The organism is Thauera propionica, from assembly GCF_002245655.1.
GTDB lineage: Bacteria > Pseudomonadota > Gammaproteobacteria > Burkholderiales > Rhodocyclaceae > Thauera > Thauera propionica.
On sequence record NZ_NOIH01000003.1, the window covers coordinates 825,534 to 847,132 of the forward strand.

Annotated in this window: 18 protein-coding genes; 11 read left to right on the plus strand and 7 right to left on the minus strand. The window is 67.8% G+C overall.

Translation table 11 applies throughout. The features are described 5' to 3' along the window. Positions 1 to 2 precede the first annotated feature (2 nt). The gene (locus CGK74_RS05135) at positions 3 to 2,453 is read left to right on the plus strand and encodes an EAL domain-containing protein (RefSeq protein ID WP_094267381.1); all 2,451 of its coding nucleotides are present in this window, start codon (positions 3 to 5) and stop codon (positions 2,451 to 2,453) included. Between the two features lie 31 nt (positions 2,454 to 2,484). Here the strand turns inward: CGK74_RS05135 and CGK74_RS05140 are convergent, their stop codons facing one another. From CGK74_RS05140 to leuA, 5 genes are all read right to left on the minus strand, one after another. Next, entirely contained in the window at positions 2,485 to 3,699 is a 1,215-nt protein-coding gene (locus tag CGK74_RS05140; protein WP_094267382.1) for an MFS transporter, read from the minus strand. A gap of 86 nt (positions 3,700 to 3,785) precedes the next feature. Beyond that, the gene (locus tag CGK74_RS05145) at positions 3,786 to 4,367 is read right to left on the minus strand and encodes a GGDEF domain-containing protein (protein WP_094267383.1); all 582 of its coding nucleotides are present in this window, start codon (positions 4,365 to 4,367) and stop codon (positions 3,786 to 3,788) included. Next, positions 4,316 to 5,569 (minus strand): transporter substrate-binding domain-containing protein, encoded by a 1,254-nt coding sequence (locus tag CGK74_RS05150; protein ID WP_094267384.1) that lies wholly within the window; start codon positions 5,567 to 5,569, stop codon positions 4,316 to 4,318. The genes CGK74_RS05145 and CGK74_RS05150 overlap by 52 nt, the downstream gene beginning before the upstream one ends. A 19-nt stretch (positions 5,570 to 5,588) precedes the next feature. Continuing rightward, the gene (locus CGK74_RS05155) at positions 5,589 to 6,401 is read right to left on the minus strand and encodes a DUF3025 domain-containing protein (protein WP_094267385.1); all 813 of its coding nucleotides are present in this window, start codon (positions 6,399 to 6,401) and stop codon (positions 5,589 to 5,591) included. A 118-nt stretch (positions 6,402 to 6,519) separates the two neighbouring features. Further along, on the minus strand, positions 6,520 to 8,232 hold the full coding sequence (gene leuA / locus CGK74_RS05160) for a 2-isopropylmalate synthase (protein ID WP_094267386.1): 1,713 nt from the start codon (positions 8,230 to 8,232) through the stop codon (positions 6,520 to 6,522). 170 nt (positions 8,233 to 8,402) lie between these two features. On the opposite strand from leuA, the gene CGK74_RS05165 reads away from it, so the two are divergent. Then, a complete protein-coding gene (locus CGK74_RS05165; protein WP_206186185.1) occupies positions 8,403 to 8,870 on the plus strand; it encodes an Lrp/AsnC family transcriptional regulator in 468 nt (155 codons plus the stop codon). Between the two features lie 73 nt (positions 8,871 to 8,943). Here CGK74_RS05165 and CGK74_RS05170 read toward each other — a convergent pair whose 3' ends face one another. After that, the gene (locus CGK74_RS05170; RefSeq protein WP_094267388.1) at positions 8,944 to 9,771 is read right to left on the minus strand and encodes an ABC transporter substrate-binding protein; all 828 of its coding nucleotides are present in this window, start codon (positions 9,769 to 9,771) and stop codon (positions 8,944 to 8,946) included. Between the two features lie 108 nt (positions 9,772 to 9,879). On the opposite strand from CGK74_RS05170, the gene CGK74_RS05175 reads away from it, so the two are divergent. The 9 genes from CGK74_RS05175 to CGK74_RS05215 all read left to right on the plus strand — a co-directional run bounded on the left by CGK74_RS05175 (position 9,880) and on the right by CGK74_RS05215 (position 20,496). Then, entirely contained in the window at positions 9,880 to 10,974 is a 1,095-nt protein-coding gene (locus CGK74_RS05175) for a substrate-binding domain-containing protein (protein WP_094267389.1), read from the plus strand. Between the two features lie 77 nt (positions 10,975 to 11,051). Next, the gene (locus CGK74_RS05180; RefSeq protein ID WP_094267390.1) at positions 11,052 to 12,023 is read left to right on the plus strand and encodes a TAXI family TRAP transporter solute-binding subunit; all 972 of its coding nucleotides are present in this window, start codon (positions 11,052 to 11,054) and stop codon (positions 12,021 to 12,023) included. 191 nt (positions 12,024 to 12,214) lie between these two features. Next, a complete protein-coding gene (locus CGK74_RS05185) occupies positions 12,215 to 12,997 on the plus strand; it encodes an enoyl-CoA hydratase/isomerase family protein (RefSeq protein WP_094267391.1) in 783 nt (260 codons plus the stop codon). A 1-nt stretch (position 12,998) separates the two neighbouring features. Next, entirely contained in the window at positions 12,999 to 15,182 is a 2,184-nt protein-coding gene (locus CGK74_RS05190) for an acetate--CoA ligase family protein (protein WP_094267392.1), read from the plus strand. A gap of 11 nt (positions 15,183 to 15,193) precedes the next feature. Next, positions 15,194 to 15,997 carry an enoyl-CoA hydratase-related protein gene (locus CGK74_RS05195; RefSeq protein ID WP_094267393.1) on the plus strand — a complete coding sequence of 268 codons (804 nt, stop codon included), beginning with the start codon at positions 15,194 to 15,196 and terminating at the stop codon, positions 15,995 to 15,997. A gap of 164 nt (positions 15,998 to 16,161) precedes the next feature. Then, entirely contained in the window at positions 16,162 to 18,093 is a 1,932-nt protein-coding gene (gene mnmG, locus CGK74_RS05200; RefSeq protein WP_094267394.1) for a tRNA uridine-5-carboxymethylaminomethyl(34) synthesis enzyme MnmG, read from the plus strand. Further along, entirely contained in the window at positions 18,090 to 18,743 is a 654-nt protein-coding gene (gene rsmG, locus CGK74_RS05205) for a 16S rRNA (guanine(527)-N(7))-methyltransferase RsmG (RefSeq protein WP_094267395.1), read from the plus strand. The genes mnmG and rsmG overlap by 4 nt, the downstream gene beginning before the upstream one ends. 116 nt (positions 18,744 to 18,859) lie before the next feature. After that, a complete protein-coding gene (locus tag CGK74_RS05210) occupies positions 18,860 to 19,630 on the plus strand; it encodes a ParA family protein (RefSeq protein ID WP_004261854.1) in 771 nt (256 codons plus the stop codon). Between the two features lie 14 nt (positions 19,631 to 19,644). Continuing rightward, entirely contained in the window at positions 19,645 to 20,496 is an 852-nt protein-coding gene (locus tag CGK74_RS05215) for a ParB/RepB/Spo0J family partition protein (protein ID WP_094267396.1), read from the plus strand. A 146-nt stretch (positions 20,497 to 20,642) separates the two neighbouring features. On the opposite strand, the gene CGK74_RS05220 is transcribed toward CGK74_RS05215, so the two are convergent. Then, positions 20,643 to 21,542 carry a nidogen-like domain-containing protein gene (locus CGK74_RS05220; RefSeq protein ID WP_240498619.1) on the minus strand — a complete coding sequence of 300 codons (900 nt, stop codon included), beginning with the start codon at positions 21,540 to 21,542 and terminating at the stop codon, positions 20,643 to 20,645. Between the last annotated feature and the right edge of the window lie 57 nt (positions 21,543 to 21,599).

The following is a 21,599-nucleotide window of genomic DNA, read 5'->3' on the forward strand; positions in this document are numbered from 1 at the left end:
CGATGGACGCGCCCCCTCTCGCACCCGCCCAGGTCCTGCTGATCGAGGATGAAGCGGGCGATGTCGAACTGATCCGCTGGCAGCTGCTGGATGCCTTGCACGAGCGCTTCGTCATCCACGTCGCCGATTCCCTGCGCGCGGCAAAGGCCCTGCTGGCCGGCGGCGACCTGCAGCCCGACGTGGTGCTCCTGGACCTGAACCTGCCGGACTCGTTCGGACCGGTCACCGTGGAGCGCTGCCGCGCGCTGACCGAGGCGCCGATCGTGGTGCTGACCGGTCTCGACGATCCGGCCACGACGAGCCTGGCGATCGCCTCGGGTGCCGACGACTACCTGCCCAAGGGGGGCGACAGCGAGACCCTGCGGCGTTCGATCCGTTACGCGCGCCTGCGCCACCGCCGCGACGCCGATGCCCGCCTCGCGGCGACGGTGTTCACGCATGCGCGCGAAGGCATCATCGTGACCGACGTGCGCGGCCGCATCGTCGAGGTCAACGAGGCGTTCACGCGCATCACCGGCTACGCCCGGGACGAAGTGCTCGGGCACAAGCCCAGCCTGCTCAAGTCCGACCGCCACGGACCGGAGTTCCATGCCGCGATGTGGCAGAGCCTGCTGGAGAAGGGCCACTGGTATGGCGAGGTTTGGAACCGGCGCAAGAGCGGCGAATTGTTCGCCGAACTGCTCACCGTCAGCGCGGTGCGCGATGCGCGCGGCGAGATCCGGCACTTCGTCGGGCTTTTCTCCGACATCACGACGCAGAAGGAGCATGAGCGCCAGCTCGAGCGCATCGCGCATTACGACGCGCTGACCGCGCTGCCCAACCGCGTCCTGTTTGCCGATCGCCTGCACCAGGCCATGGCCCGCGCCAAGCGCGGTGGCCAGCGCTTGGCCGTGGTCTATGTCGACCTCGACGGTTTCAAGACCGTCAATGACACACAGGGGCACGACGCCGGGGATCAGCTGCTGATGACGCTGGCAGGCCGCATGCGCAGGGCGATGCGCGAGTGCGACACGCTCGCCCGTCTGGGCGGCGACGAATTCGTCGCCGTGCTGGGTGAGCTGCCCGATGCCGACAGCTGCCGGCCTTTGGTGCGGCGCCTGCTGGCCACCGTGGCCGAGCCGGTGGAGGTGAATGGCCAGTCGCTGCAGGTGTCGGGCAGCATCGGCGTCACGCTTTACCCGCAGCGCGAGGAGGTCGAGGCCGACCAGCTGCTGCGCCAGGCCGACCAGGCGATGTACCAGGCCAAGCTCGCCGGCAAGGACCGCTACCACCTGTTCGACGCCGAGCACGACCATGACCTGCGCAGCCACCACGAGAGCCTGGAACGCATCCGCCAGGGACTGGTGCGGGGCGAGTTCGTGCTGCACTACCAGCCCAAGGTCAACATGCACACCGGCGAACTGATCGGCGCCGAGGCCCTGATCCGCTGGCAGCACCCCGAGCAGGGCCTGTTGCCGCCCGACCGTTTCCTGCCGGTGATCGAGCATCACGCGCTAGGCGTCCAGCTCGGCGAATGGGTCATCGAGACGGCGCTGGGCCAGGTTGCCGCCTGGCAGGCAGAGGGCCTGCGCGTACCGGTCAGCGTCAATATCGCCGCCAATCACCTGCAGCGGTCAGATTTCGCCGAACGGATCTACCTGTTGCTGTCGCTGCATCCCGATGTGACGCCGGACATGCTGCAGCTCGAGGTGCTCGAGAGCAGCGCCCTGGCCGACATGAACCATGTTGCCGAGACGATGGCGACGTGCACGCGCATGGGGATCGGGTTCTCGCTCGATGACTTCGGCACCGGGTATTCATCCCTCAGCTACCTGAAGCGGCTGCCGGCCGCGGAGCTGAAGATCGACCGCGGCTTCGTGCGCGACATGCTGCACGATGCCGACGACCTGGCCATCCTCGACGGCGTGCTCGGCCTGGCGCGTGCCTTCCGCCGTCGTGCCGTGGCCGAGGGCGTCGAGACCGAAGCGCACGGCGAGCTGCTGCTGCGGCTCGGCTGTGAATGCGCCCAGGGCTTTGGCATTGCGCGGCCAATGGCGCCCGAGTTGCTGTCGCGCTGGATCGCGGCCTGGCGCCCGCCCGAAAGCTGGACCCGCCAGCGCCGGCTTGGTCCGGATGCGATGCCGCTGCTGTACGCCACGGTCGAACACCGCGGCTGGATCCTCGCCATCGAGGAGTGCCTGGCCGGCGAGCGTGCCGCCCCGCCGGCGCTCGATCCCCACGAGTGTGCCTTCGGTCGCTGGCTCGACAGCGTGCTGGCCAATCCCTACGAGCTGGGCAGCGAACGACTGAACGAGCTCGACCGGCTCCACCAGGAGGTCCATGCGCTGGCCATCGAGTTATTGCGCCTGCACCGGGGCGATCGCAACGATGAAGCGCGTGCCGGGCTGGCGCGGCTGAACGCCCTGCGCGACCAGACGTTCGCGGCCATGGAGGCCTTCCTCCAGGCCGCTTAGGCGCGCAATCCGACCCCCAGGCGCGGCTGCTTCAGGCTGCGGCCAGCTTGCGCTCCACCGGGGCCTCGCGGATCGGCAAGTTGATCACGGCTGCCAGCGCGGCGAGCGCCATGTCGGCGTACCACATCCAGCTGAAGTCGCCGAACTCGACCACCGCCAGTCCGCCCAGCCAGGCGCCAAGGAAGCCGCCGATCTGGTGCGACAGAAGTGTCAGCCCGAACAGCGTGCCGAGGTAGCGCACCCCGAACAGCTTGCCGACGATGGCCGCGGTGGGCGGCACCGTCGCCAGCCAGGTGAAGCCCAGGCCGGCGGCGAAGAGGTAGAAGGTCCATTCCGACGACGGCATCATCAGGTACCAGCCCACCAGCAGCGCGCGCGAGCCGTACATGGCGGCCAGCACGTACTTGCTGCGGTAGCGACCGACGCAGGACCCGGCGTACAGGCTGCCGAAGATGTTGGCCAGGCCGATGATCGCCAGTGACCAGCTCGCCACCGTCGGCGGCAGTCCGCACAGTGCCACTTCGCCCGGCAGGTGGGTGACGAGGAAGGCGATGTGGAAGCCGCAGGTGAAGAAACCCAGGTGCAGCAGCAGGTAGCTGCGGTCCTTCATCGCGTCGCGAATCGCGCGCATGACGCCGTGGTCGGTCTCGGCGTGGTGAACCGGCTTCTCCACCGGCCGCGTCATGCGGCGGATCAGCGGCAGCGCCGCCAGCGTCATCAGCGCCATGCCCCACATCGCGCCCATCCAGCCCACGGTCTGGATCAGCTTCTGCAGGATCGGCGCGAACAGGAACTGGCCGAAGGAGCCGCCGGCGTTGATGACGCCCGAGGCCGTGCCGCGCGCCTCGGCCGGCATGCGCTGCGCGGCGGCACCGATCAGCACCGAGAAGCTGGCCGCGCCGGATCCCATCGCCGACATCAGCCCGATCGTCACGACCAGGCCCAGGCCGGAATCCATGAAGGGCGTGATCGCGCTGCCCAGCGCGAGCAGCACGAGCGCGCCCACCAGCACCGGGCCGGCGCCATGGCGGTCGGCCACTGCGCCGGCCACTGGCTGGATCGCGCCCCAGGCGAACTGCGCGACCGCCATGGCAAGGCTGATGGTGGCGATGCCGAGGCCGGTGGCGCTGTTGAGCGGGCTGACGAAGAGGCCCATCGACTGGCGTGCGCCCATCGTCACCAGCAGGATGCCGGCGGCGGCAAGGGTGGTGATCAGGACGTCGGGGGAGCGGAGCGAGCGGAACATGGGAGCGAGAAGTCGGTGAGGCGCGGTGCGCACTATAAGGTCAAACGACTGCAGCGTCGCGCGCGGGGAGGCTCGCGGGACGACCGTCAGGCCGTGTGTTGGCGTTTCTCGGCATACATCGCGCCGTCGGCGGTGCGCATCAGCTCGGCTGCGGTGTCGCCGTCCCGCGGGTAGAGGGCGAGGCCGATGCTGGCCGAGATCGTGATGCGATGGCCGTCGATCTCGAACGGACTCGCGATCGCGGTCCGCAGTTTGCCGGCGATCAGCCCGGCATCCCCGGCATCGGCGAGGATGGGCAGCAGCACCACGAACTCGTCGCCGCCGATGCGCGCCGCGGTGTCCGAATGGCGCAGCGTGCCGTTCAACCGCTTCGCCACCGCCTGCAGCAGCGCGTCGCCCGTGTCGTGGCCGTAGCGGTCGTTGACCGGCTTGAAGCCGTCGAGGTCGATGAACAGCATGGCCAGCGAGGCGCCGTTGCGCTGCGCGCTCGCCAGCGCACGCTCGAGCCGGTCCTGCAGCAGCACGCGGTTGGGCAGGCCGGTGAGCGGGTCATGGTGCGCAAGATGGCGGATGCTGTCCTCGGCCGCCTTGCGCGCGGTGATGTCGTTGACGATGTTCAGTGTGGCCGGCCGTTCCAGTTGATGCAGACGCCGCTGGTCTCGGCCCACAGGATGCGACCCGACTTGTGCACCAGGCGCAGCGGGTAGCGTTGCTCCGCTTCTTCGCCCGCCAGCCGTCGGTGGTGGTTCGTTCGCGCGCGTGGCAGGTCCTCGGACAGGATCGGCGATTCGAAGGCATCCATCCGTGCCAGCTCGTCGTTGTCGTAGCCCAGCAGTTCGGAAAACGCCGGGTTGGCGTAGGTCACGTGCCCGTCCTGCACGACGAGGATGCCTTCCTGCGCCATCTCGACGACCGAGCGGTAGTGCTGCTCGCTGTCCTTCAGGGCGCGCTCGGCCTGCTCGCGCGCGGCGATGTCCTCGCGCAGCCGCGCGCCGAGATCCGCCAGCCGTCGGTTCAGGCGCCCCAGGTGGCGGATCCACAGGTAGGCCAGCAGCAGCAATACGGCGAAGCCGGCGACGACCTTTGCGATGAGCGCGTAGTCCGTACGTGTGGGCATGTCGATCGCGACATGGCGATTGACGATCTCGCCGACCTCTTCCGAAGCCAGCGTGGCGATGGCGGTGTCCAGTGCGCGCACGAGTTCGGGCTTGGCGGCGACGACACCGATGCGCATGCGGTTGCCGAAGTCAGGCAGCTCGCCGGCGATCTTGAGGTTGAACCAGCCCTCGCTCTTGATCGTGTAGGCTGCCACGGTCAGCGCGCGCAGCGTCAGGTCGGCCTCGCGCGCCTCGACCATGCCGAAGGCCTCCGTCTCGGAACCGACCGGCAGGATGCGCAGCTTGGGGAAGTCGTGGCCGATGCGTTCCATGATCGAGGTCGCGGTCGGCAGGGCCACGGTCGTGCCCTTGGGCAGCGCCCCGAGGTCGGTGACGGGGGCGTGCTCGGCGCGCGTGATGATGACGTTGCGGTCGAAGAAGTAGGGCTGGGTGAAGCGCAGCCAGGTGTCGCGCTCGGGCGTCTGGTTGAGGAAGGACAGCGCGTCGCACTGGCCCGTCCGTGCCAGCGACACGCTTTCGTCCCAGGTGCCGGTGCGCACGATCTGCAGATTCAGCCCGGCGCGCTTGGCGATGAGGCGCACGAGGTCGGCGGCGATACCGCGGTGGTGCCCGGTCTCGTCCAGCCATTCGTAGGGCGGCCAGTCGGGGTCGACGCACAGGCGCACGGGAGCGGTCCGCTCCACTGCGGTGTCGGCAAGCGCCGGCAGGGGGCAGATCAGCAGGGCCAGCGTGGCTAGGGCGCGTCGCAACATGGGAATGCAGTGCCTGCGCTCAGGGCCGCCGCAATGGGCGGAACTGGCGCGTGTCGCGGTAGTAGCCGGCGGATTCGCTCTCCGGCGTGACACCGGGAATGCCCAGCAGGGGAAGCGGCGAGAAGGCACGGGGGCTGAGGCTGTGATGGCGTTCGGTCAGATGACGTTCGAGCCAGGCGTCGGTGTCGGCGAGGCGTGCGGGGGTGTCCAGATTGTGCCAGTCAGGCGGAACCGCGCGATAGAGCGCTTTCGCACACAGGCCGAAGAAGGGCGCGCGCAACTGGTCCCAGGTGCCGTGGCCGAAGACGAGGAACTGCGTGCTGGTGCGCAGCGCGTCACGCCTTCGCCAGAAGGCTTCCTCCCATTCGTGCGCGGCAAGCAGGGCAGGAATCTCCGGGTCGCTGGATACGACCACGATGCCGCATTCGTCGAACTGCGTTAGGGCGTCGCGCACCGGGCCGCGACCGGGCAGGCCGGCTTTGCGGCGGGCGCCGATCTCCGCCAGATGCAGGCGGTTGCAGCACGCCTTGCTGCGCGGCCAGGCGCACCACGCCAGCGCGTTGAAGAAGTCGTGCCAGTCGCCGGGGCGGGTGGGGACTTCGCCGGTGGCGAAGATGCGGGCCTCGTAGCCGTCGGCTTCGCCGGTGGGCGGCGCGAAGCGGATCGGTGCGCCGCCGCCGCTGCGCGCATCCGGCGCCGCTTCTGTGAGCAGCGCGCTGAGCTCGGACGTGGTCGGTGCGCCGGGCGTGGCGAAGCGCGCCAGCCAGGGCGCAATCGGTTCGAACAGCGGGTGGGCGGCGAAGGACGTGGGGACGTCGTCGGGCAGCTTCATCGGCGCGATTGTGCGCGTCGCCTGGCAGGCTTGCGAGAGGCGTGGCGCGGGTCGCCACACGAGGAAAAGCCGGCCACCCGGGCCGGCTCTTCGGTCGGGCAGGACGCCGCAGAGGGTGTCAGGCGGCGCATGCGGCCGGCGCAACCTCGACCGCCGGACTCAGGCGGTTCACGCCGCTGATGATGGCGCGGATCGACGCAGTGACGATGTTGCCGTCGATGCCCACGCCGTAGCGGTCGCCGCCGTTGCCCGCCGTTGGCATCAGCTCGAGGAAGGCGCAGGCCTGGGCGTTGCCGCCGTCCTCGCTCGCGCTGATCGAGCGCTCCTCGAAGCTGCGCACCTGCACGTCGATGCCGGCGCTGCGCAAGGCGTGGACCGCAGCGTCGATCGGGCCGTTGCCCTCGCCGACGAGCAGGTGGCGGGTGCCGCCGATCTCGACCACGAGGCGGATGCCCTGCGCCGCGCCGTGTTCGAACAGGTGGTGCTCGACGTAGCGCACCGGCGCGACGGTGTCGAGATAGGTGGCGCGGAAGAGGTCCCAGATCGCCGCCGCCGACATCTCGCCGCCGGTGGCGTCGGTGACCTGCTGCACCTCGCGCGAGAACTCCACCTGCAGGCGGCGCGGCATCGCGATGCCGTACTCCGTCTCGAGCAGGTAGGCGATGCCGCCCTTGCCGGACTGGCTGTTGACCCGGATCACCGAGTCGTAGCTGCGGCCGACGTCGGCGGGGTCGATCGGGAGATAGGGCACGTTCCACGGCTGGTCAGCCTTTTGGGCCGCGAATCCCTTCTTGATGGCGTCCTGGTGGGAGCCGGAGAAGGCCGTGAACACGAGATCCCCCACATAGGGGTGGCGTGGGTGGATGGGCAACTGGTTGCAGTACTCGACGGTACGCGCGACGGCGTTGATGTCCGAGAAGTCGAGCCCGGGCGACACGCCCTGGGTGTACATGTTCAAGGCGAGGGTGACGATGTCGACGTTGCCGGTGCGCTCGCCATTGCCGAACAGGCAGCCTTCGACGCGGTCGGCGCCGGCCATCATGCCGAGCTCGGCGGCGGCGATGCCGCTGCCGCGGTCGTTGTGCGGGTGCAGCGAGAGCACGACGCCGTCGCGGCGCGCGAGGTTACGGTGCATCCACTCGACCTGGTCGGCGTAGACGTTGGGTGTGGCGACCTCGACCGTGGCGGGGAGGTTGATGATGACCTTGTTGTCGGGCGTCGCGCCCCACTCGGCGGTCACCGCATCGCAGACTTCCCTGGCGAAATCGAGTTCGGTGGCGGAGAAGGTCTCGGGGCTGTATTCGAGGCGGATCTCGGTGCCGCACTCGGCACGCATCTGCTCGCCGATCTGCCTGATGAGGCGTACTGCGGAGACCGCGAGCGCCACCACCTGCGGCTTCTCCATGCCGAACACGACCTCGCGGAAGGTGGGCGAAGTGGCGTTATAGACGTGGATGATCGCCCGCGGCGCGCCGCGTACCGACTCCATCGTGCGGCGGATGAGGTCCTCGCGCGCCTGGGTGAGCACCTGGATGGTGACGTCCGCGGGGATGTGGCCGCCCTCGATGAGGGTGCGCACGAAGTCGAAGTCGGTCTGCGAGGCGGACGGGAAACCGACCTCGATCTCCTTGAAGCCGATGTCGCACACGGTGCGGAACATGCGCATCTTGCGCTCGACGTTCATCGGCTCGAACAGCGCCTGGTTGCCGTCGCGCAGGTCGGTGCTCATCCAGATCGGCGCGCGGTCGATGACCTTGTTCGGCCACTGGCGGTCGGCGAGCGCGATCGGGGCGAAGGGGCGGTACTTGGCGGCGGGGTTCTGCAACATCATGGCGCGGTCCTCGTGGGCATGGCGTGATTCGATGGACGAAAGTCTACGCCGGGTGTCGCGGCAGACGATTGCGTTGTTGCAGTGCGATGCGGCGATTTGGTGCAGAAACGTTCACATTGCAGTGTCGAAGTGCAAGAATCTGCCGATTGGAAAGAATGGACCGCCCGATCATGCAACTCGACCGCTACGACCGCCAGCTCCTCGAGCTCTTGCAGCAGGACGGCCGCATCAGCAACCAGGACCTCGCCGACCGCATCAGCCTGTCGCCCTCGTCCTGCCTGCGCCGGCTGCGCGCGCTGGAGGACGCCGGGCTCATCGTCGGCTATCGCGCCCTGCTCGATGCGCGCAAGCTGGGCCTGTCGCTGATGGCCCTGATCCACATCTCGATGGACCGCCATACGCCGGAGCGCTTCGCCCATTTCGAGGCGGAGGTCGAGAAGATCCCGCAGGTGCTCGAATGCCTGCTGATCACCGGCCAGGACGCCGACTACCAGCTGAAGGTCATCGTCGCCGACATGGACGGCTACCAGGAACTGCTGCTCAACCGCATCACCCGCATTCCCGGTGTGACCGGGGTGCATTCGAGCTTCGTGCTGCGGCGGGTGATCGACAAGACGGCGCTGCCGGTGGTGGGATGAACGGCTCCGCGCAGAAACGAAACAGCCGCGAGCATCGCCCGCGGCCGTCGTATCGCTCCGCCGTCTGCCGCGCTTACTTGCCGGCGTTCGGGAAGAACAACTGCTCCCCTTCGATCTTGTAAGACGCGATCGCGTCCTGCCCGGCGGGTGACACCACCCACTCCACGAACTTGCGCGCCTCGGCCGTCTTCACATGCGGGTGGCGCTCCGGATTGACGACCATCACGCCGTACTGGTTGAAGAGGCGGGTGTCGCCCTCGACCAGCACCGCGAGGTCGGCGCGGTTCTTGAAGCTGAGCCAGGTGCCGCGGTCGGCGAGCACGTAGGCAGCGGAGGACGCCGCCATGTTGAGCGCCGGACCCATGCCGCAGCCGCATTCCTTGTAGCCCGTGCCCTTGTTGTCCACGCCGGCGGCCTTCCAGTAGCGCAACTCGGCGGCGTGCGTGCCGCTCTTGTCGCCGCGCGACACGAAATTGCCTTTGCTGGCCGCCAGCTTCTGCAGGGCAGCGGTGATGTCCTTGCCGCGGGTGCCGGCCGGATCGTCCTTGGGGCCGACCAGCACGAAGTCGTTGTACATGACCTTGCGGTGCTCGATGCCGTGGCCTTCGTCGACGAATTTCTGCTCCGCTGCGGCGTCATGCACGAATACGACGTCGGCATCGCCACGGCGGCCGACGTCCAGCGCCTGGCCGGTGCCGAGCGCGACGACCTTCACGTCGATGCCGGTGGCTTGCTTGAACTGCGGCAGAATGTGGCCGAAGAGGCCGGATTGTTCGGTCGAGGTGGTCGAGGCGACGACGATGGATTGCGCCTGGGCCGCCAGCGGCAACAGGGCCAGGGCGGTCGTGGCCGCGATGCCGGCCAGATGTTTACGGGCCTGCGACAGGATGGAAGGCTTCATGTGGGGTGTCTCCTCGGGACTTCTGGGCGGGGTGTCGCACGCGGCCGATGCGCAATGCGATGGCGCAGAATCTAGGCAGGCGGCTCCACATCATCAATATGAAGAGAAATGCATAGGATCAGCCTCAACTACACCCTGGGTGCGGACGCTGCGCCGGCGCTGGTGCGCAATCCCCTGCTCGACCTGCTGCAGGCCGTCAACGACCAGGGCTCGATCTCGGCCGCGGCGCGCCAGCTCGGTCTCTCGTATCGCCACGTGTGGGGTGAGCTCAAGCGCTGGGATACGGAGTTCGGCCAGCCGCTGATCCTGTGGGAGAAGGGCCAGGCGGCGCGCCTGACCGATTTCGGCGCCAAGCTGCTGTGGGCCGAGCGTCAGGCGCAGGCGCGGCTGCTGCCGCAGATCGAGGCGCTGCGGGCCGATCTGGAGCGCGCCTTCGCGGTGGCCTTCGACGACTCGGCGCACGTGCTGACTTTCTACGCCAGTCACGACGAGGCGCTTGCCGCGCTCAGCGAGCAGGCGCGCGGCAAGCGCCTGCATCTGGATATCCGCTTCACCGGCAGCGTCGATGCGATCCGTGCGCTCAACGAGGGGCGTTGCGAGATGGCAGGCTTCCACACCCGCATCGAGCCCGCACGTGGCTCGTTGTCGCAGCGCACCTACAAGCCGCTGTTGCGGCCGGGACGGCACAAGCTGATCGGTTTCGCGCGCCGCACGCAGGGTCTGATCGTGGCGCCCGACAACCCGCTCGGCCTGCGTTCACTGCACGATCTCGCCGACCCGGATGTCCGTTTCGTCAACCGCGCGCTGGGCACGGGCACGCGGGTGCTGTTCGACGAGCTGCTTGCCGACGCCGGCATCGCGCCCGGCGCGATCCGTGGCCACGACCGGACCGAGCAGTCGCATGCGGCGGTGGCGCACGCGGTGGCGACCGGCGCGGCGGACGCCGGTTTCGGTATCGAGGCTAGCGCGAACGCGCGCGGGCTGGATTTCGTGCCGGTCGTGGAGGAGAACTACTTCCTGGCCTGCCTCAAGAGCAGCCTGGAGCAACCCGCTACCCAGGCGCTGCTCGCACTGCTACGCACTGCGGAATGGCAGCGCCGGCTGGACGCCCTGCCCGGCTATGAGCCGATGCGATGCGGCGAAGTGCTGTCGATGAGCCGCGTGCTGCCCTGGTGGCAGTTCCGCATGCCGGCGCAGAAGTGAATTTACATTTGTACGAACGTTTGTAGCGCGCTATGGTCCTTCTGAGGTCGGTATAGACCCATTCCAAAGGAGGAGCCATGAAGAAGAAACTCACCGCGCTGGCGGCAACGGTCGCCATGATCGGCACCCTGGGTGCCACACCGGTCCAGGCGCAGCAGCAGTTCGTCACCATCGGCACCGGGGGCGTCACCGGCGTGTATTACGCGGCCGGCGGCGCGATCTGTCGCCTGGTGAACAAGGACCGTGCCCAGCACGGGATGCGCTGTTCGGTGGAGAGCACCGGGGGCTCGGTCTACAACGTCAACACGATCAAGGCCGGCGAACTCGACTTCGGCGTCGCGCAGTCGGATGTGCAGTTCAATGCGGTGAAGGGCGAGGCCCAGTTCAAGGACGCGGGTCCGGTTGGCGAATTGCGCGCGGTTTTCGCGCTGCATCCGGAGCCGCTGACCATCCTCGCGCGCAAGGAAACCGGCGCGACGAAGATGGAGGACTTCAAGGGCAAGCGCTTCAACGTCGGCAACCCGGGCTCGGGTCAGCGCGCGACGATGGAAATGCTGCTGCCCGCGCTGGGAATGAGCACGCGCGATTTCTCGCTCGCCTCGGAGCTCAAGCCGGATGAGCATGGCGCGGCGCTTTGCGACAACAAGATCGACGGCTTCGCCTATACGGTCGGCCACCCGGCGGCGAATATCCAGGATCCGACCACGACTTGCGGCGCCAAGCTGGTGCCGCTGACCGGCGAGGGCGTCGAGAAGCTGATCGCGCAGTATCCCTACTTCGCGCACGCCACCGTGCCCGGCGGCCTGTATGCGAACAACCCCGAGCCGACAAACACGTTCGGCGTGGTCGCGACCTTCGTCAGCTCGACGCGGGTCTCGGATGAAGTGGTCTACACCATGGTGAAGGCGGTGTTCGACAACTTCGAGGAGTTCAAGAAGCTGCACCCGGCCTTCGCCAACCTCGATCCGCAGCAGATGATCAAGGAAGGCCTGTCGGCGCCGCTGCACGACGGCGCGGTGAGGTACTACAAGGAGAAGGGCTGGATGTAAGCCCGCCGGATGCGGTCTGCGGAGCGGGCCGCATGCACTGTATCGGGACGGCGGCGGGCCACAGGCTCCCGCCGTCTCGTGCTTTGGCGGGCGCGCATCGCGGTCGGTACGGATGAGCCTGCGCGCGCAACGCGCTACCCTTGCCGTCTGCCTTGCTTTGGCCCGAAGAACAATTCCCCCGGGGAGTCGCGATGAATTACGAAACCATCCTGTACGAGCTGCGCGACGGCATTGCCGAGATCCGGCTGAACCGTCCGCAGCGTCTGAACGCAGTCACCCAGCAGTTGTACGACGAACTCAACGATGCGCTCACCCGCGCCGAGGCCGAGCGCGATGCGCGCGTCGTGCTGATCAGCGGCGAAGGCCGCGCCTTCTGCGTCGGTGCCGACCTCAAGGAGCACAAGGCCGGGCGCACCGCCTTCGACCGTCGCCAGTACCTGAAGGGCGAACAGGACGTCTGCCACCGCCTGCTGCACCTGGACAAGCCGGTGATCGCTGCGGTGAATGGTTACGCGCTGGGGGCCGGGGCGGAGATCGCGATCGCTTCCGATTTCGTGCTGATGGCCGAGAGCGCGCAGATCGGCCTGCCCGAGGTGTCGATCGGCAACTTCCTAGGCGGCGGCGTGACCTGGCTGCTGCCGCGCCTCGTGGGGCTGGCCAAGGCGCGCGAGCTGGTTTTTCTCGGCGAACGGATCAAGGGCGACGAGGCGGTGCGCATCGGGCTGGCCAACCGCGTGTTCGCCGACGAGGGCTTCGTCGATGCCGCGCGCGAATTCGCGCGCAAGGTGGCGGGCAAGGCGCCGTTCTCGATGGGGCTGGCGAAGAAGCAGCTCAACCTGTCGGCCGAGCGCACGCTGGATGCCTGCCTGACGGCCGAACTGGAAGGCATGATGTTCGTCGGCACCACACGCGACTGGCAGGAAGGCGTCGACGCGTTCGCCGAGAAGCGCGCACCGGTCTTCAAGGGGGAATGACATGACTTCAGGCAGCACCGAATCCACACCAGCCATCCACAAGAGCCCGCTGCACGACTTCCTCGCACCCGATTCGATCGCCATCATCGGCGCCTCCGCCGACCCCACCAAGCGCGGCTACAAGGCGATGGTCGGCCTCATCAAGGGTAATTACCGCGGCAGGATCTACCCGCTCAACCCCAAGGTACCCGAGATCCTCGGCGTGCCGACCTACGCCTCGCTCGACGACATCCCCGGTCCGGTCGACCTGGCGCTGATCTGCACCCCGGCAGCGACCCTGCCCGGGCTGATGGTCGAGTGCGGGCGCAAGGGCGTGAAGGGCGCGGTGATCCTCGCCAGCGGCTTCCGCGAGACGGGACCAGAAGGCGCGAAGCTCGAGCAGCAGGTGCTGGACGCCGCGCGCGCCGGCGGTGTGCGCATCATCGGCCCCAACACCTCGGGCATGTTCAACCTGCACAAGAACGTGAACCTTCTCGACCTGCGCAACGTCAAGCCGGGCGACATCGGCTTCATCTCGCAGTCGGGCAACATGCTGCTCGCGCTGGTGCTGGAGGCGGAAAACAACGGCCACGTCGGTTTCTCGACCTATGTCGGCCCCGGCAACCAGACCGACATCGGCTTCAACGACTACCTGCGCTACCTCGGCGAGGAAGAGAACACCCGTGTCGCCACGCTGTACGTCGAGGGCTTCCGCGACGGCCAGCGCTTCCTGCAGGCGGCGCGCGAAATCACGCCGGTGAAGCCGGTGGTGGTCTACAAGTCGGGCGCCACCGAGATGGGCAAGAAGGCCGCCAGCTCGCATACCGGCGCGCTGGCCGGCAGCTACGAGATGACGGTCGATGTGTTGAAGCAGGTCGGGGTCAGTGTCGTGCGCCATTCCGACCAGATCCTGCCGGTGGCCGAAGGTCTGGCCCTGATGCAGCAGGCGCGCGGCAAGCGCGTGGCGGTGATCGCCGACGGCGGCGGGCAGGCCACGATCACCTCGGACCGCCTGTCCGACGCCGGGCTGGAACTGGCGACCCTGTCGGAAGCGACCCGCAAGCGCCTGGCGGACATCCTGTTCGCGCAGGCGTCGCTCGCCAACCCGATCGACGTCGCCGGCACGTCCGATGCCGATCCCGAGGTGCTGGCGCGCTGCATGGAGATCGTGGCCGAGGACGACAACGTCGATGCGGTCTTTCTCGTCGGCATGTTCGGCGGCTACCACACGCGCTTCGCCGAGTCCCTGCTGGGCGGCGAGATGCGCGCAGCCGAGGCGATGATCGAACTCGCCCGCCGCTGCGGCAAGCCGCTGGTCATCTACAGCCTGTACGCGCCGGTCAAGCCGCCGGCGCTGCGTCGCCTGCACGAGGCCGGGCTGCCGGTGTATTCGTCGATCGAGCACGCGGTGAAGGTGCTGCAGGCCCTGGCCGAGCGCGGGCTCTACCTGCAGCGCCAGCACGGCCTGCCGCTGCAGGAGAGCGTGGCGCCGCGCGAGGACATGCTGGCGATGTTCGCCCGCGCCCAGAACGAAGGCCGCGACCTGTACGAATTCGAGGCCAAGAGCCTGTTGCGCGCGCATGGTGTGGCGGTGGCGGAGGAGTTCGTCGCCCACAGCGCGGACGAGCTGGCGGCCGCGGCGGCGCAGTTCGGCGAGCAGCCGGTGGCGATGAAGGTGGTCTCCAAGGACATCCTGCACAAGTCGGACGCGGGCGGGGTGAAGCTCAACTTGGTCGGCGAGGCGGCGCTGCGCACGGCCTTCGATCAGATCATGACGAGCTGCCGGGCCTACGATGCCAATGCCGACATCCGCGGCGTGCTGGTGACGCCGATGGCGCGCAAGGGCGCCGAGGTCATCGTCGGCGTGGTGCGCGACCCGATCTTCGGGCCGGTGCTGATGTTCGGCCTGGGCGGCATCTTCGTCGAGATCCTGGAAGACGTCGCCTTCCGCGCCATCCCGTTGTCGCGCTTCGATGCCGAGGCCATGGTCGATCAGTTGAAGGGCCGCAAGATCCTCGCCGGTGTGCGTGGCGAGGCCGCGGTGGACAAGGCCGCGCTGGTCGAGCTGCTGCTGAAGGTGTCGAGCATCGTCAGCGCCTACCCGCAGTTGTCCGAGCTCGACCTGAACCCGGTGATCGCGTACCCCGACGGCCTGGCCGTTGTCGATGCGCGCATCATCATCAACCGCGCCATGATGAGCGTCTAGGAGACTGCCCGATGAACCCTTCCCTGCCTCGCCTCACCGACGCCGTGCTGACACTCGATGAGCGCGTCGCCACGCTGACCTTCAACCGCGACGACCTGCGCAACGCGCTGACCGGCTCTGCGCTGATCGACGACATCTGCACCGTGGCCGACTGGGTGAACCGCTGCGATGACGTTTCGGTGCTGGTGATGACCGGCGCCGGTGCGGCCTTCTCCTCCGGCGGCAACGTCAAGGACATGGCTGAACGCGGCGGCGACTTCGCCGGCGACGTGGCCGAGGTCGCCACCCGCTACCGCCGCGGCATCCAGCGCATCCCGCTGGCGCTGCAGGCGGTGGAGGTGCCGATCATCGCCGCGGTCAATGGCCCGGCGATCGGCGCCGGTTTCGACCTCGCCAACATGGCCGACATCCGCATCGCCTCGACCAGGGCGAAGTTCGGCGAGACCTTCCTCAACCTCGGCATCATCCCCGGCGACGGCGGTGCCTGGTTCATGCAGCGCCTGATCGGTTACCAGCAGGCTTTCGAGCTGACGCTGTCCGGCCGCATCGTCGGCGCCGAGGAAGCAAAGACGCTGGGCATCGTGCTCGAGGTGGTCGAGCCCGACGAGCTGCTGCCGCGCGCCCAGGCCATGGCCGCCCGTTTCGCTACCCAGCCGCCCAAGGCCCTGCGCCTCACCAAGCGCCTGATGAAGATGGCGCAGCGCACCGAGCTGAAGGACTTCCTCGACCTGTGCGCCGCCTTCCAGGGCATGTGCCACAACGAGCCGGAGCACCTCGAGGCGGTGCAGCGCATGCTGGCGGCGCAGAAGCGCTGATCGGCCGTTGCCGCCGCAGCGCTGCGGCGGCAACGGAATGAAGCGCATAAACCACTGTTTGAAATGTGAAATTCCGTGAAACATCGGGGCCGGGCACTAGTCGGCCGGGTGTCAAACGCGTAGAATCCCGCCCCTTGTTCACGCATTGCAGCACGGAGCGCGCCATGCTCTATCCCACCCGTTTCGATGTCATCGTGGTCGGCGGCGGTCACGCCGGGACCGAGGCCGCGCTCGCCGCGGCGCGCATGGGCGCGGCCACGCTGCTGCTCACCCACAACATCGAGACGCTCGGCGCGATGAGCTGCAACCCCTCGATCGGCGGCATCGGCAAGGGCCATCTGGTCAAGGAGGTCGATGCGCTCGGCGGCGCGATGGCGGCCGCCACCGACGAGGGCGGCATCCAGTTCCGCATCCTCAATGCTTCCAAGGGGCCAGCGGTGCGTGCCACCCGCGCCCAGGCCGACCGCGTGCTGTACAAGGCGGCGATCCGGCGCCGGCTGGAGAACCAGCCCAAGCTGTGGCTGTTCCAGCAGGCGGTGGATGACCTCACCGTGGTCGGCGACCGCGTCACCGGCGTGGTCACCCAGATCGGCCTGCGCTTCGAGGCGCAGGCGGTGGTGCTGACCGCGGGCACCTTCCTCAACGGACTGGTGCACGTCGGGATGCAACACTATTCCGCCGGGCGCGCGGGCGATCCGCCGGCGATCTCGCTCGGCGCGCGCCTGAAGGAACTCAAGCTGCCGCAGGGCCGGCTGAAGACCGGCACGCCGCCGCGGCTCGACGCGCGCACCATCGACTTCTCCGTGATGAGCATCCAGCCGGGCGACGATCCGGTGCCGGTGTTCAGCTTCCTGGGCCGAGCCGAACAGCATCCGCGCCAGCTGCCGTGCTGGATGACCAGCACCAACGAACGCACCCACGACGTGATCCGCGCCAACCTCGACCGCTCGCCGATGTATTCCGGCGTGATCGAGGGCGTCGGGCCGCGCTACTGCCCGTCGATCGAGGACAAGATCCACCGCTTCGCCGACAAGGACAGCCACAACATCTTCCTCGAGCCCGAAGGGCTGGAAACGCACGAGGTCTACCCCAACGGTATCTCCACCTCGCTGCCCTTCGACGTGCAGCTCGAGATCGTGCGCAGCATCCGCGGCCTGGAGAACGCCCACATCCTGCGCCCCGGCTACGCGATCGAGTACGACTACTTCGACCCGCGCAACCTCAAATCCAGCCTGGAGACGAAGTCGATCGGCGGGTTGTACTTCGCTGGCCAGATCAACGGCACCACCGGCTACGAGGAGGCCGCCGCGCAAGGCCTGCTGGCCGGCGCCAACGCCGCACTGCAGGTGCAAGGCCGCGAACCCTGGTGCCCGCGCCGCGACGAGGCCTACCTCGGCGTGCTGGTGGACGACCTGATCACCCGTGGCGTGTCCGAGCCCTACCGCATGTTCACCTCCCGCGCCGAGTACCGCCTCTCCCTGCGCGAGGACAACGCCGACCTGCGTCTGACCGAGAAGGGCCGTGAGCTGGGCCTGGTTGATGACGAACGCTGGGCCGCCTTCTGCGCCAAGCGCGAGGCGATCGAGCGCGGCACCGCGCAGTTGAAGGCCGCGTGGGCGCGACCCGAGGCGATTCCCGCCGACGACCAGCAGCGCGTGCTCGGCAAGGCGCTCGAGCGCGAGCAGCGCTACTTCGAGCTGCTGCGCCGGCCCGAGACCAGCTACGCATCGCTGATGAGCCTGCCTGGCGCGCCGGAAGAACGCGAGACCGATGCGCAGGTCATCGAGCAGATCGAGATCGCTGCCAAGTACCAGGGCTACATCGACCGCCAGCAGGAGGAAGTCGCCAAGCAGGCGCAGGCCGAGGCCACCCGCCTGCCGGTTGATCTGGACTACGCGCAGGTGCGCGGCCTGTCCAAGGAAGTGCAGCAGAAGCTGAACCTGCATAAACCCGAAACCGTCGGCCAGGCCGGCCGCATCCAGGGTGTTACCCCGGCGGCCATCTCGTTGCTGCTCGTGTGGCTCAAGCGCCGCGACCTGGCGGCCCGGGCCGGTGGTGCAGCGAGCGATGAGGTGGTGCGGAGGCCGGCGGCATGAGCGGACGTCTGCAGGCCTACTCGGGCCAGCTGGCCGAGGGCATTGCCGCGCTCGGCCTCGCCCTGCCGCAGGAAACCGTAGATCGCCTGCTCGCCTTCGGCGAACTGCTGCTGAAGTGGAACAAGGTCTACAACCTCACCGCGATCCGCAATCCGCAGGAGGTGATCACCCACCACCTGCTCGACTCGCTGGCGGTGCTGCCGCATCTGGGCGCAGTGAACAGGCTGGCCGACATAGGCTCCGGTGGGGGGCTGCCTGGCGTGGTGCTGGCCATCGTGCATCCCGGGCTGATCGTCACCTCGATCGAGACCGTGGGCAAGAAGGCGAGCTTTCAGCAGCAGGCGAAGATCGAGCTTGGCCTGGGCAACTTCGGCGTCCTCAACAAGCGCGTCGAGCAGGTGCAGGCCGAGTTCCTGCCCGGCGGCGCGGCTGACGGCGTGATCTCGCGCGCCTTCTCCAGCCTGGCGGACTTCGTGAACCTGTCCGGCCACCTCGTTGCGGAGGGTGGCGCACTGTACGCGATGAAGGGCGTCAATCCGGCCGACGAGGTTGCTGCCTTGCCCGCAGGCTGGACCGTGACGGAGACCCATGCGCTGACCGTGCCGGGGCTGGACGCGGAGCGTCATCTGCTCGTCATCCGTCGTGCGTGACACTGCGCGGGGGTGACGATGTGCGTCACTCCGGCTGATGCGCCGCCGCATTGAAGTACACTCCGGGTTTCGCGCGATGCGCGCGGTCCCTGCAAATGGAATAGCCTGATTCGACCATGGCCAAGATTTTCTGCGTTGCCAACCAGAAGGGCGGGGTGGGCAAGACCACCACCTGCGTCAACCTCGCCGCTGCGCTGCAGCAGGCCGGGCAGCGCACGCTGCTGATCGATCTCGATCCGCAGGGCAATGCGACGATGGGCAGCGGCATCGACAAGCGCAGCCTGAAGAGTTCGATCTACCACCTGCTGGTCGGTCTGGTCGATCTGGCCGGGGTGCGCGTCACCTCGCCGACCGGCGGCTATGACGTACTGCCCGCCAACCGCGACCTGGCCGGCGCCGAGGTCGAACTAGTGAACCTCGACCAGCGCGAGAAGCGTCTGCGCAATGCGCTGGCCGCCTTCGATGCCGACTACGACTTCGTCCTCATCGACTGCCCGCCCTCGCTGTCGATGCTGACGCTCAACGGCCTGTGCTGCGCCAACGGCGTCATCATCCCGATGCAGTGCGAGTATTACGCGCTCGAGGGGCTGTCCGACCTGGTGAACACCATCAAGAAGGTGCACGCCAACCTCAATCGCGACCTCAAGATCATCGGCCTGCTGCGCGTGATGTTCGACCCGCGCGTGACTCTGCAGCAACAGGTCTCGGCGCAACTCGAGGGCCATTTCGGCGACAAGGTGTTCCGTGCCATCGTGCCGCGCAACGTGCGCCTGGCCGAGGCGCCGAGCCACGGCATCCCGGGCGTGGTGTTCGACAAGGCCGCCAAGGGCGCCCAGGCCTACATGGCCTTCGCCCACGAGATGATCGAGCGCGCCAAGACCTTCTGAATCCGGACAAGACCATGAACAAACCCAGACTCAAGGGCCTCGGCCGCGGACTCGATGCGCTGCTGGCCGCCAACCAGGAAGACGAAGCCGAAAAGGGCGAACTGCAGATGCTGCCCACAATCGCGCTGCAGCCGGGCAAGTACCAGCCGCGCACCCGCATGGACCCGGGCTCGCTCGAGGAGCTTGCCGCCTCGATAAAGGCGCAAGGCATCATGCAGCCGATCATGGTGCGCCCGGTGGGCGACGATGCCTACGAGATCATTGCGGGTGAGCGCCGCTGGCGCGCGTCGCAGATCGCCGGCCTGGCCGAGGTGCCCTGCCTGGTGCGCGACATCCCCGACGAGGCCGCGCTGGCGATGTCGCTGATCGAGAACATCCAGCGCGAGGACCTGAATCCGCTCGAGGAAGCCAGCGGCATCCAGCGCCTGATCGACGAGTTCGAGATGACCCACCAACAGGCCGCCGACGCCGTCGGCCGTTCGCGCCCGGCCGCGTCCAACCTGCTGCGCCTGCTCAACCTCGCCAAACCGGTGCAGGAGCTGCTGATGGCGGGCGACATCGACATGGGCCACGCTCGTGCCCTGCTGCCGCTGGATGGCGCGAGCCAGATCCAGCTCGCCAACCAGGTCGCGGCCAAGCAGCTGTCGGTGCGTGACACCGAGCGTCTGGTCCAGCAGTTGCTGAACCCGCGGCAGAAGAAGCCCGCACCGCAGCCTGACCGCGACCTGCTGCGGCTCGAGGAGGAAATCTCGGACGCCATCGGGGCCTCGGTGAAGATCAAGGCGAACAAGAAGGGCGCCGGCGAGGTCTCGATCCGCTTCGGCAGCCTCGATCAGCTCGACGGCCTGCTCGGCCGGCTGCGCTGAACCGCAGGGCGGGTCGCAGCCGCCCACGCTTGCGAGTGGCTGGCGATCCGGTGCGATCGGACCGTTAACGTGAAAAGGCCGACCCATGAGGGTCGGCCTTTTCATTCGACAAACCCGCGCACCGAGGGCGCGGGTTTCGGCGACGATCAGGACAGCTTGCGACGACCCGCCAGCAGGCCGGCCAAACCCAGGCCCAACAGGGCCAGCGTGCCGGGCTCGGGAACCGGATTCGGGCCCACAGGGGTGAGGTCGGTCGTGAACCAGGTCTTCTTGAAGGCCACGACGGTGTTCAGTCCCGGCGCGTTCGAACCCTCCAGCACGACGGCATTCTCGCCACCGTCGCCGAAGCCCACTGCAGCGGTCGTGCTGGTGTCGGTGACCTCCCATGGCATGGCGAGCCAGAAGAAGCCGATTGCGCCCTCGCCTTCGGGAATGGCGTAGTCGTTGCCGCGCACGATCATCTGGAAAGTGTTCAGCTTGTCGCCCTTGGCACCGAAATAACCGACGTTTAACCACGTCAGGATGGTCTGGTTCTCGTCCTGGCGCAGGTGGAGCACGCCGCTGTCGAGGTTACGGGTATCAACGTCGCCAAACCAGGCCGAGATCGTCGGAATGCTTGCCCCAATCGGGCCGCTCGGAATGTAGGCCGAGTTGCCGCCGCCGAAGCTGATGTTGCCGTTGTTGTTGGCGTAGAAGCTCGAGTAGGTCGTGCCGAAGAACGTGAAGTCGAAGCCGAAGTTGATCGGGCCCGAAAAACCGTCGTCGTTGCGACCGCTCGGATTTCCGGCCCCGTTGGCATTGCCGCCACCGGTCATGACGACGACGTCACCGATGCCGCCGCCGATGATGTCGGTGTAGAGAACGGAGGTGGGCTGTAGCGCGGATTGCGCGAAAGTGGTCACGGCCGCCTGTGCGGAGCCGGCGCAGGCAAGCAATGCGACAGTGCCCGTAGCCAGCCACTTCGTACCGATGGAAGTTTGTTGCGACAGCATTTTTATTCTCCCTTGCGAATGTTGGCAGCCGCTGAGCAACGCGTGCTCGTGCAAGCCGTTCCAGTATTTAGTCGCCCCTGAATAATCCCCCACCTTCTTTCCTCACGCGGG

Excerpts from the sequence above, each read along its gene's own strand:
- CGK74_RS05135 (WP_094267381.1), top strand. The coding sequence starts at position 3 with ATGGACGCGCCCCCTCTCGCACCCGCCCAGGTCCTGCTGATCGAGGAT.
- CGK74_RS05140 (WP_094267382.1), bottom strand. The coding sequence starts at position 3,699 with ATGTTCCGCTCGCTCCGCTCCCCCGACGTCCTGATCACCACCCTTGCC.
- CGK74_RS05150 (WP_094267384.1), bottom strand. The coding sequence starts at position 5,569 with ATGTTGCGACGCGCCCTAGCCACGCTGGCCCTGCTGATCTGCCCCCTG.
- CGK74_RS05155 (WP_094267385.1), bottom strand. The coding sequence starts at position 6,401 with ATGAAGCTGCCCGACGACGTCCCCACGTCCTTCGCCGCCCACCCGCTG.
- leuA (WP_094267386.1), bottom strand. The coding sequence starts at position 8,232 with ATGATGTTGCAGAACCCCGCCGCCAAGTACCGCCCCTTCGCCCCGATC.
- CGK74_RS05165 (WP_206186185.1), top strand. The coding sequence starts at position 8,403 with ATGCAACTCGACCGCTACGACCGCCAGCTCCTCGAGCTCTTGCAGCAG.
- CGK74_RS05170 (WP_094267388.1), bottom strand. The coding sequence starts at position 9,771 with ATGAAGCCTTCCATCCTGTCGCAGGCCCGTAAACATCTGGCCGGCATC.
- CGK74_RS05175 (WP_094267389.1), top strand. The coding sequence starts at position 9,880 with ATGCATAGGATCAGCCTCAACTACACCCTGGGTGCGGACGCTGCGCCG.
- CGK74_RS05180 (WP_094267390.1), top strand. The coding sequence starts at position 11,052 with ATGAAGAAGAAACTCACCGCGCTGGCGGCAACGGTCGCCATGATCGGC.
- CGK74_RS05185 (WP_094267391.1), top strand. The coding sequence starts at position 12,215 with ATGAATTACGAAACCATCCTGTACGAGCTGCGCGACGGCATTGCCGAG.
- CGK74_RS05190 (WP_094267392.1), top strand. The coding sequence starts at position 12,999 with ATGACTTCAGGCAGCACCGAATCCACACCAGCCATCCACAAGAGCCCG.
- CGK74_RS05195 (WP_094267393.1), top strand. The coding sequence starts at position 15,194 with ATGAACCCTTCCCTGCCTCGCCTCACCGACGCCGTGCTGACACTCGAT.
- mnmG (WP_094267394.1), top strand. The coding sequence starts at position 16,162 with ATGCTCTATCCCACCCGTTTCGATGTCATCGTGGTCGGCGGCGGTCAC.
- rsmG (WP_094267395.1), top strand. The coding sequence starts at position 18,090 with ATGAGCGGACGTCTGCAGGCCTACTCGGGCCAGCTGGCCGAGGGCATT.
- CGK74_RS05210 (WP_004261854.1), top strand. The coding sequence starts at position 18,860 with ATGGCCAAGATTTTCTGCGTTGCCAACCAGAAGGGCGGGGTGGGCAAG.
- CGK74_RS05215 (WP_094267396.1), top strand. The coding sequence starts at position 19,645 with ATGAACAAACCCAGACTCAAGGGCCTCGGCCGCGGACTCGATGCGCTG.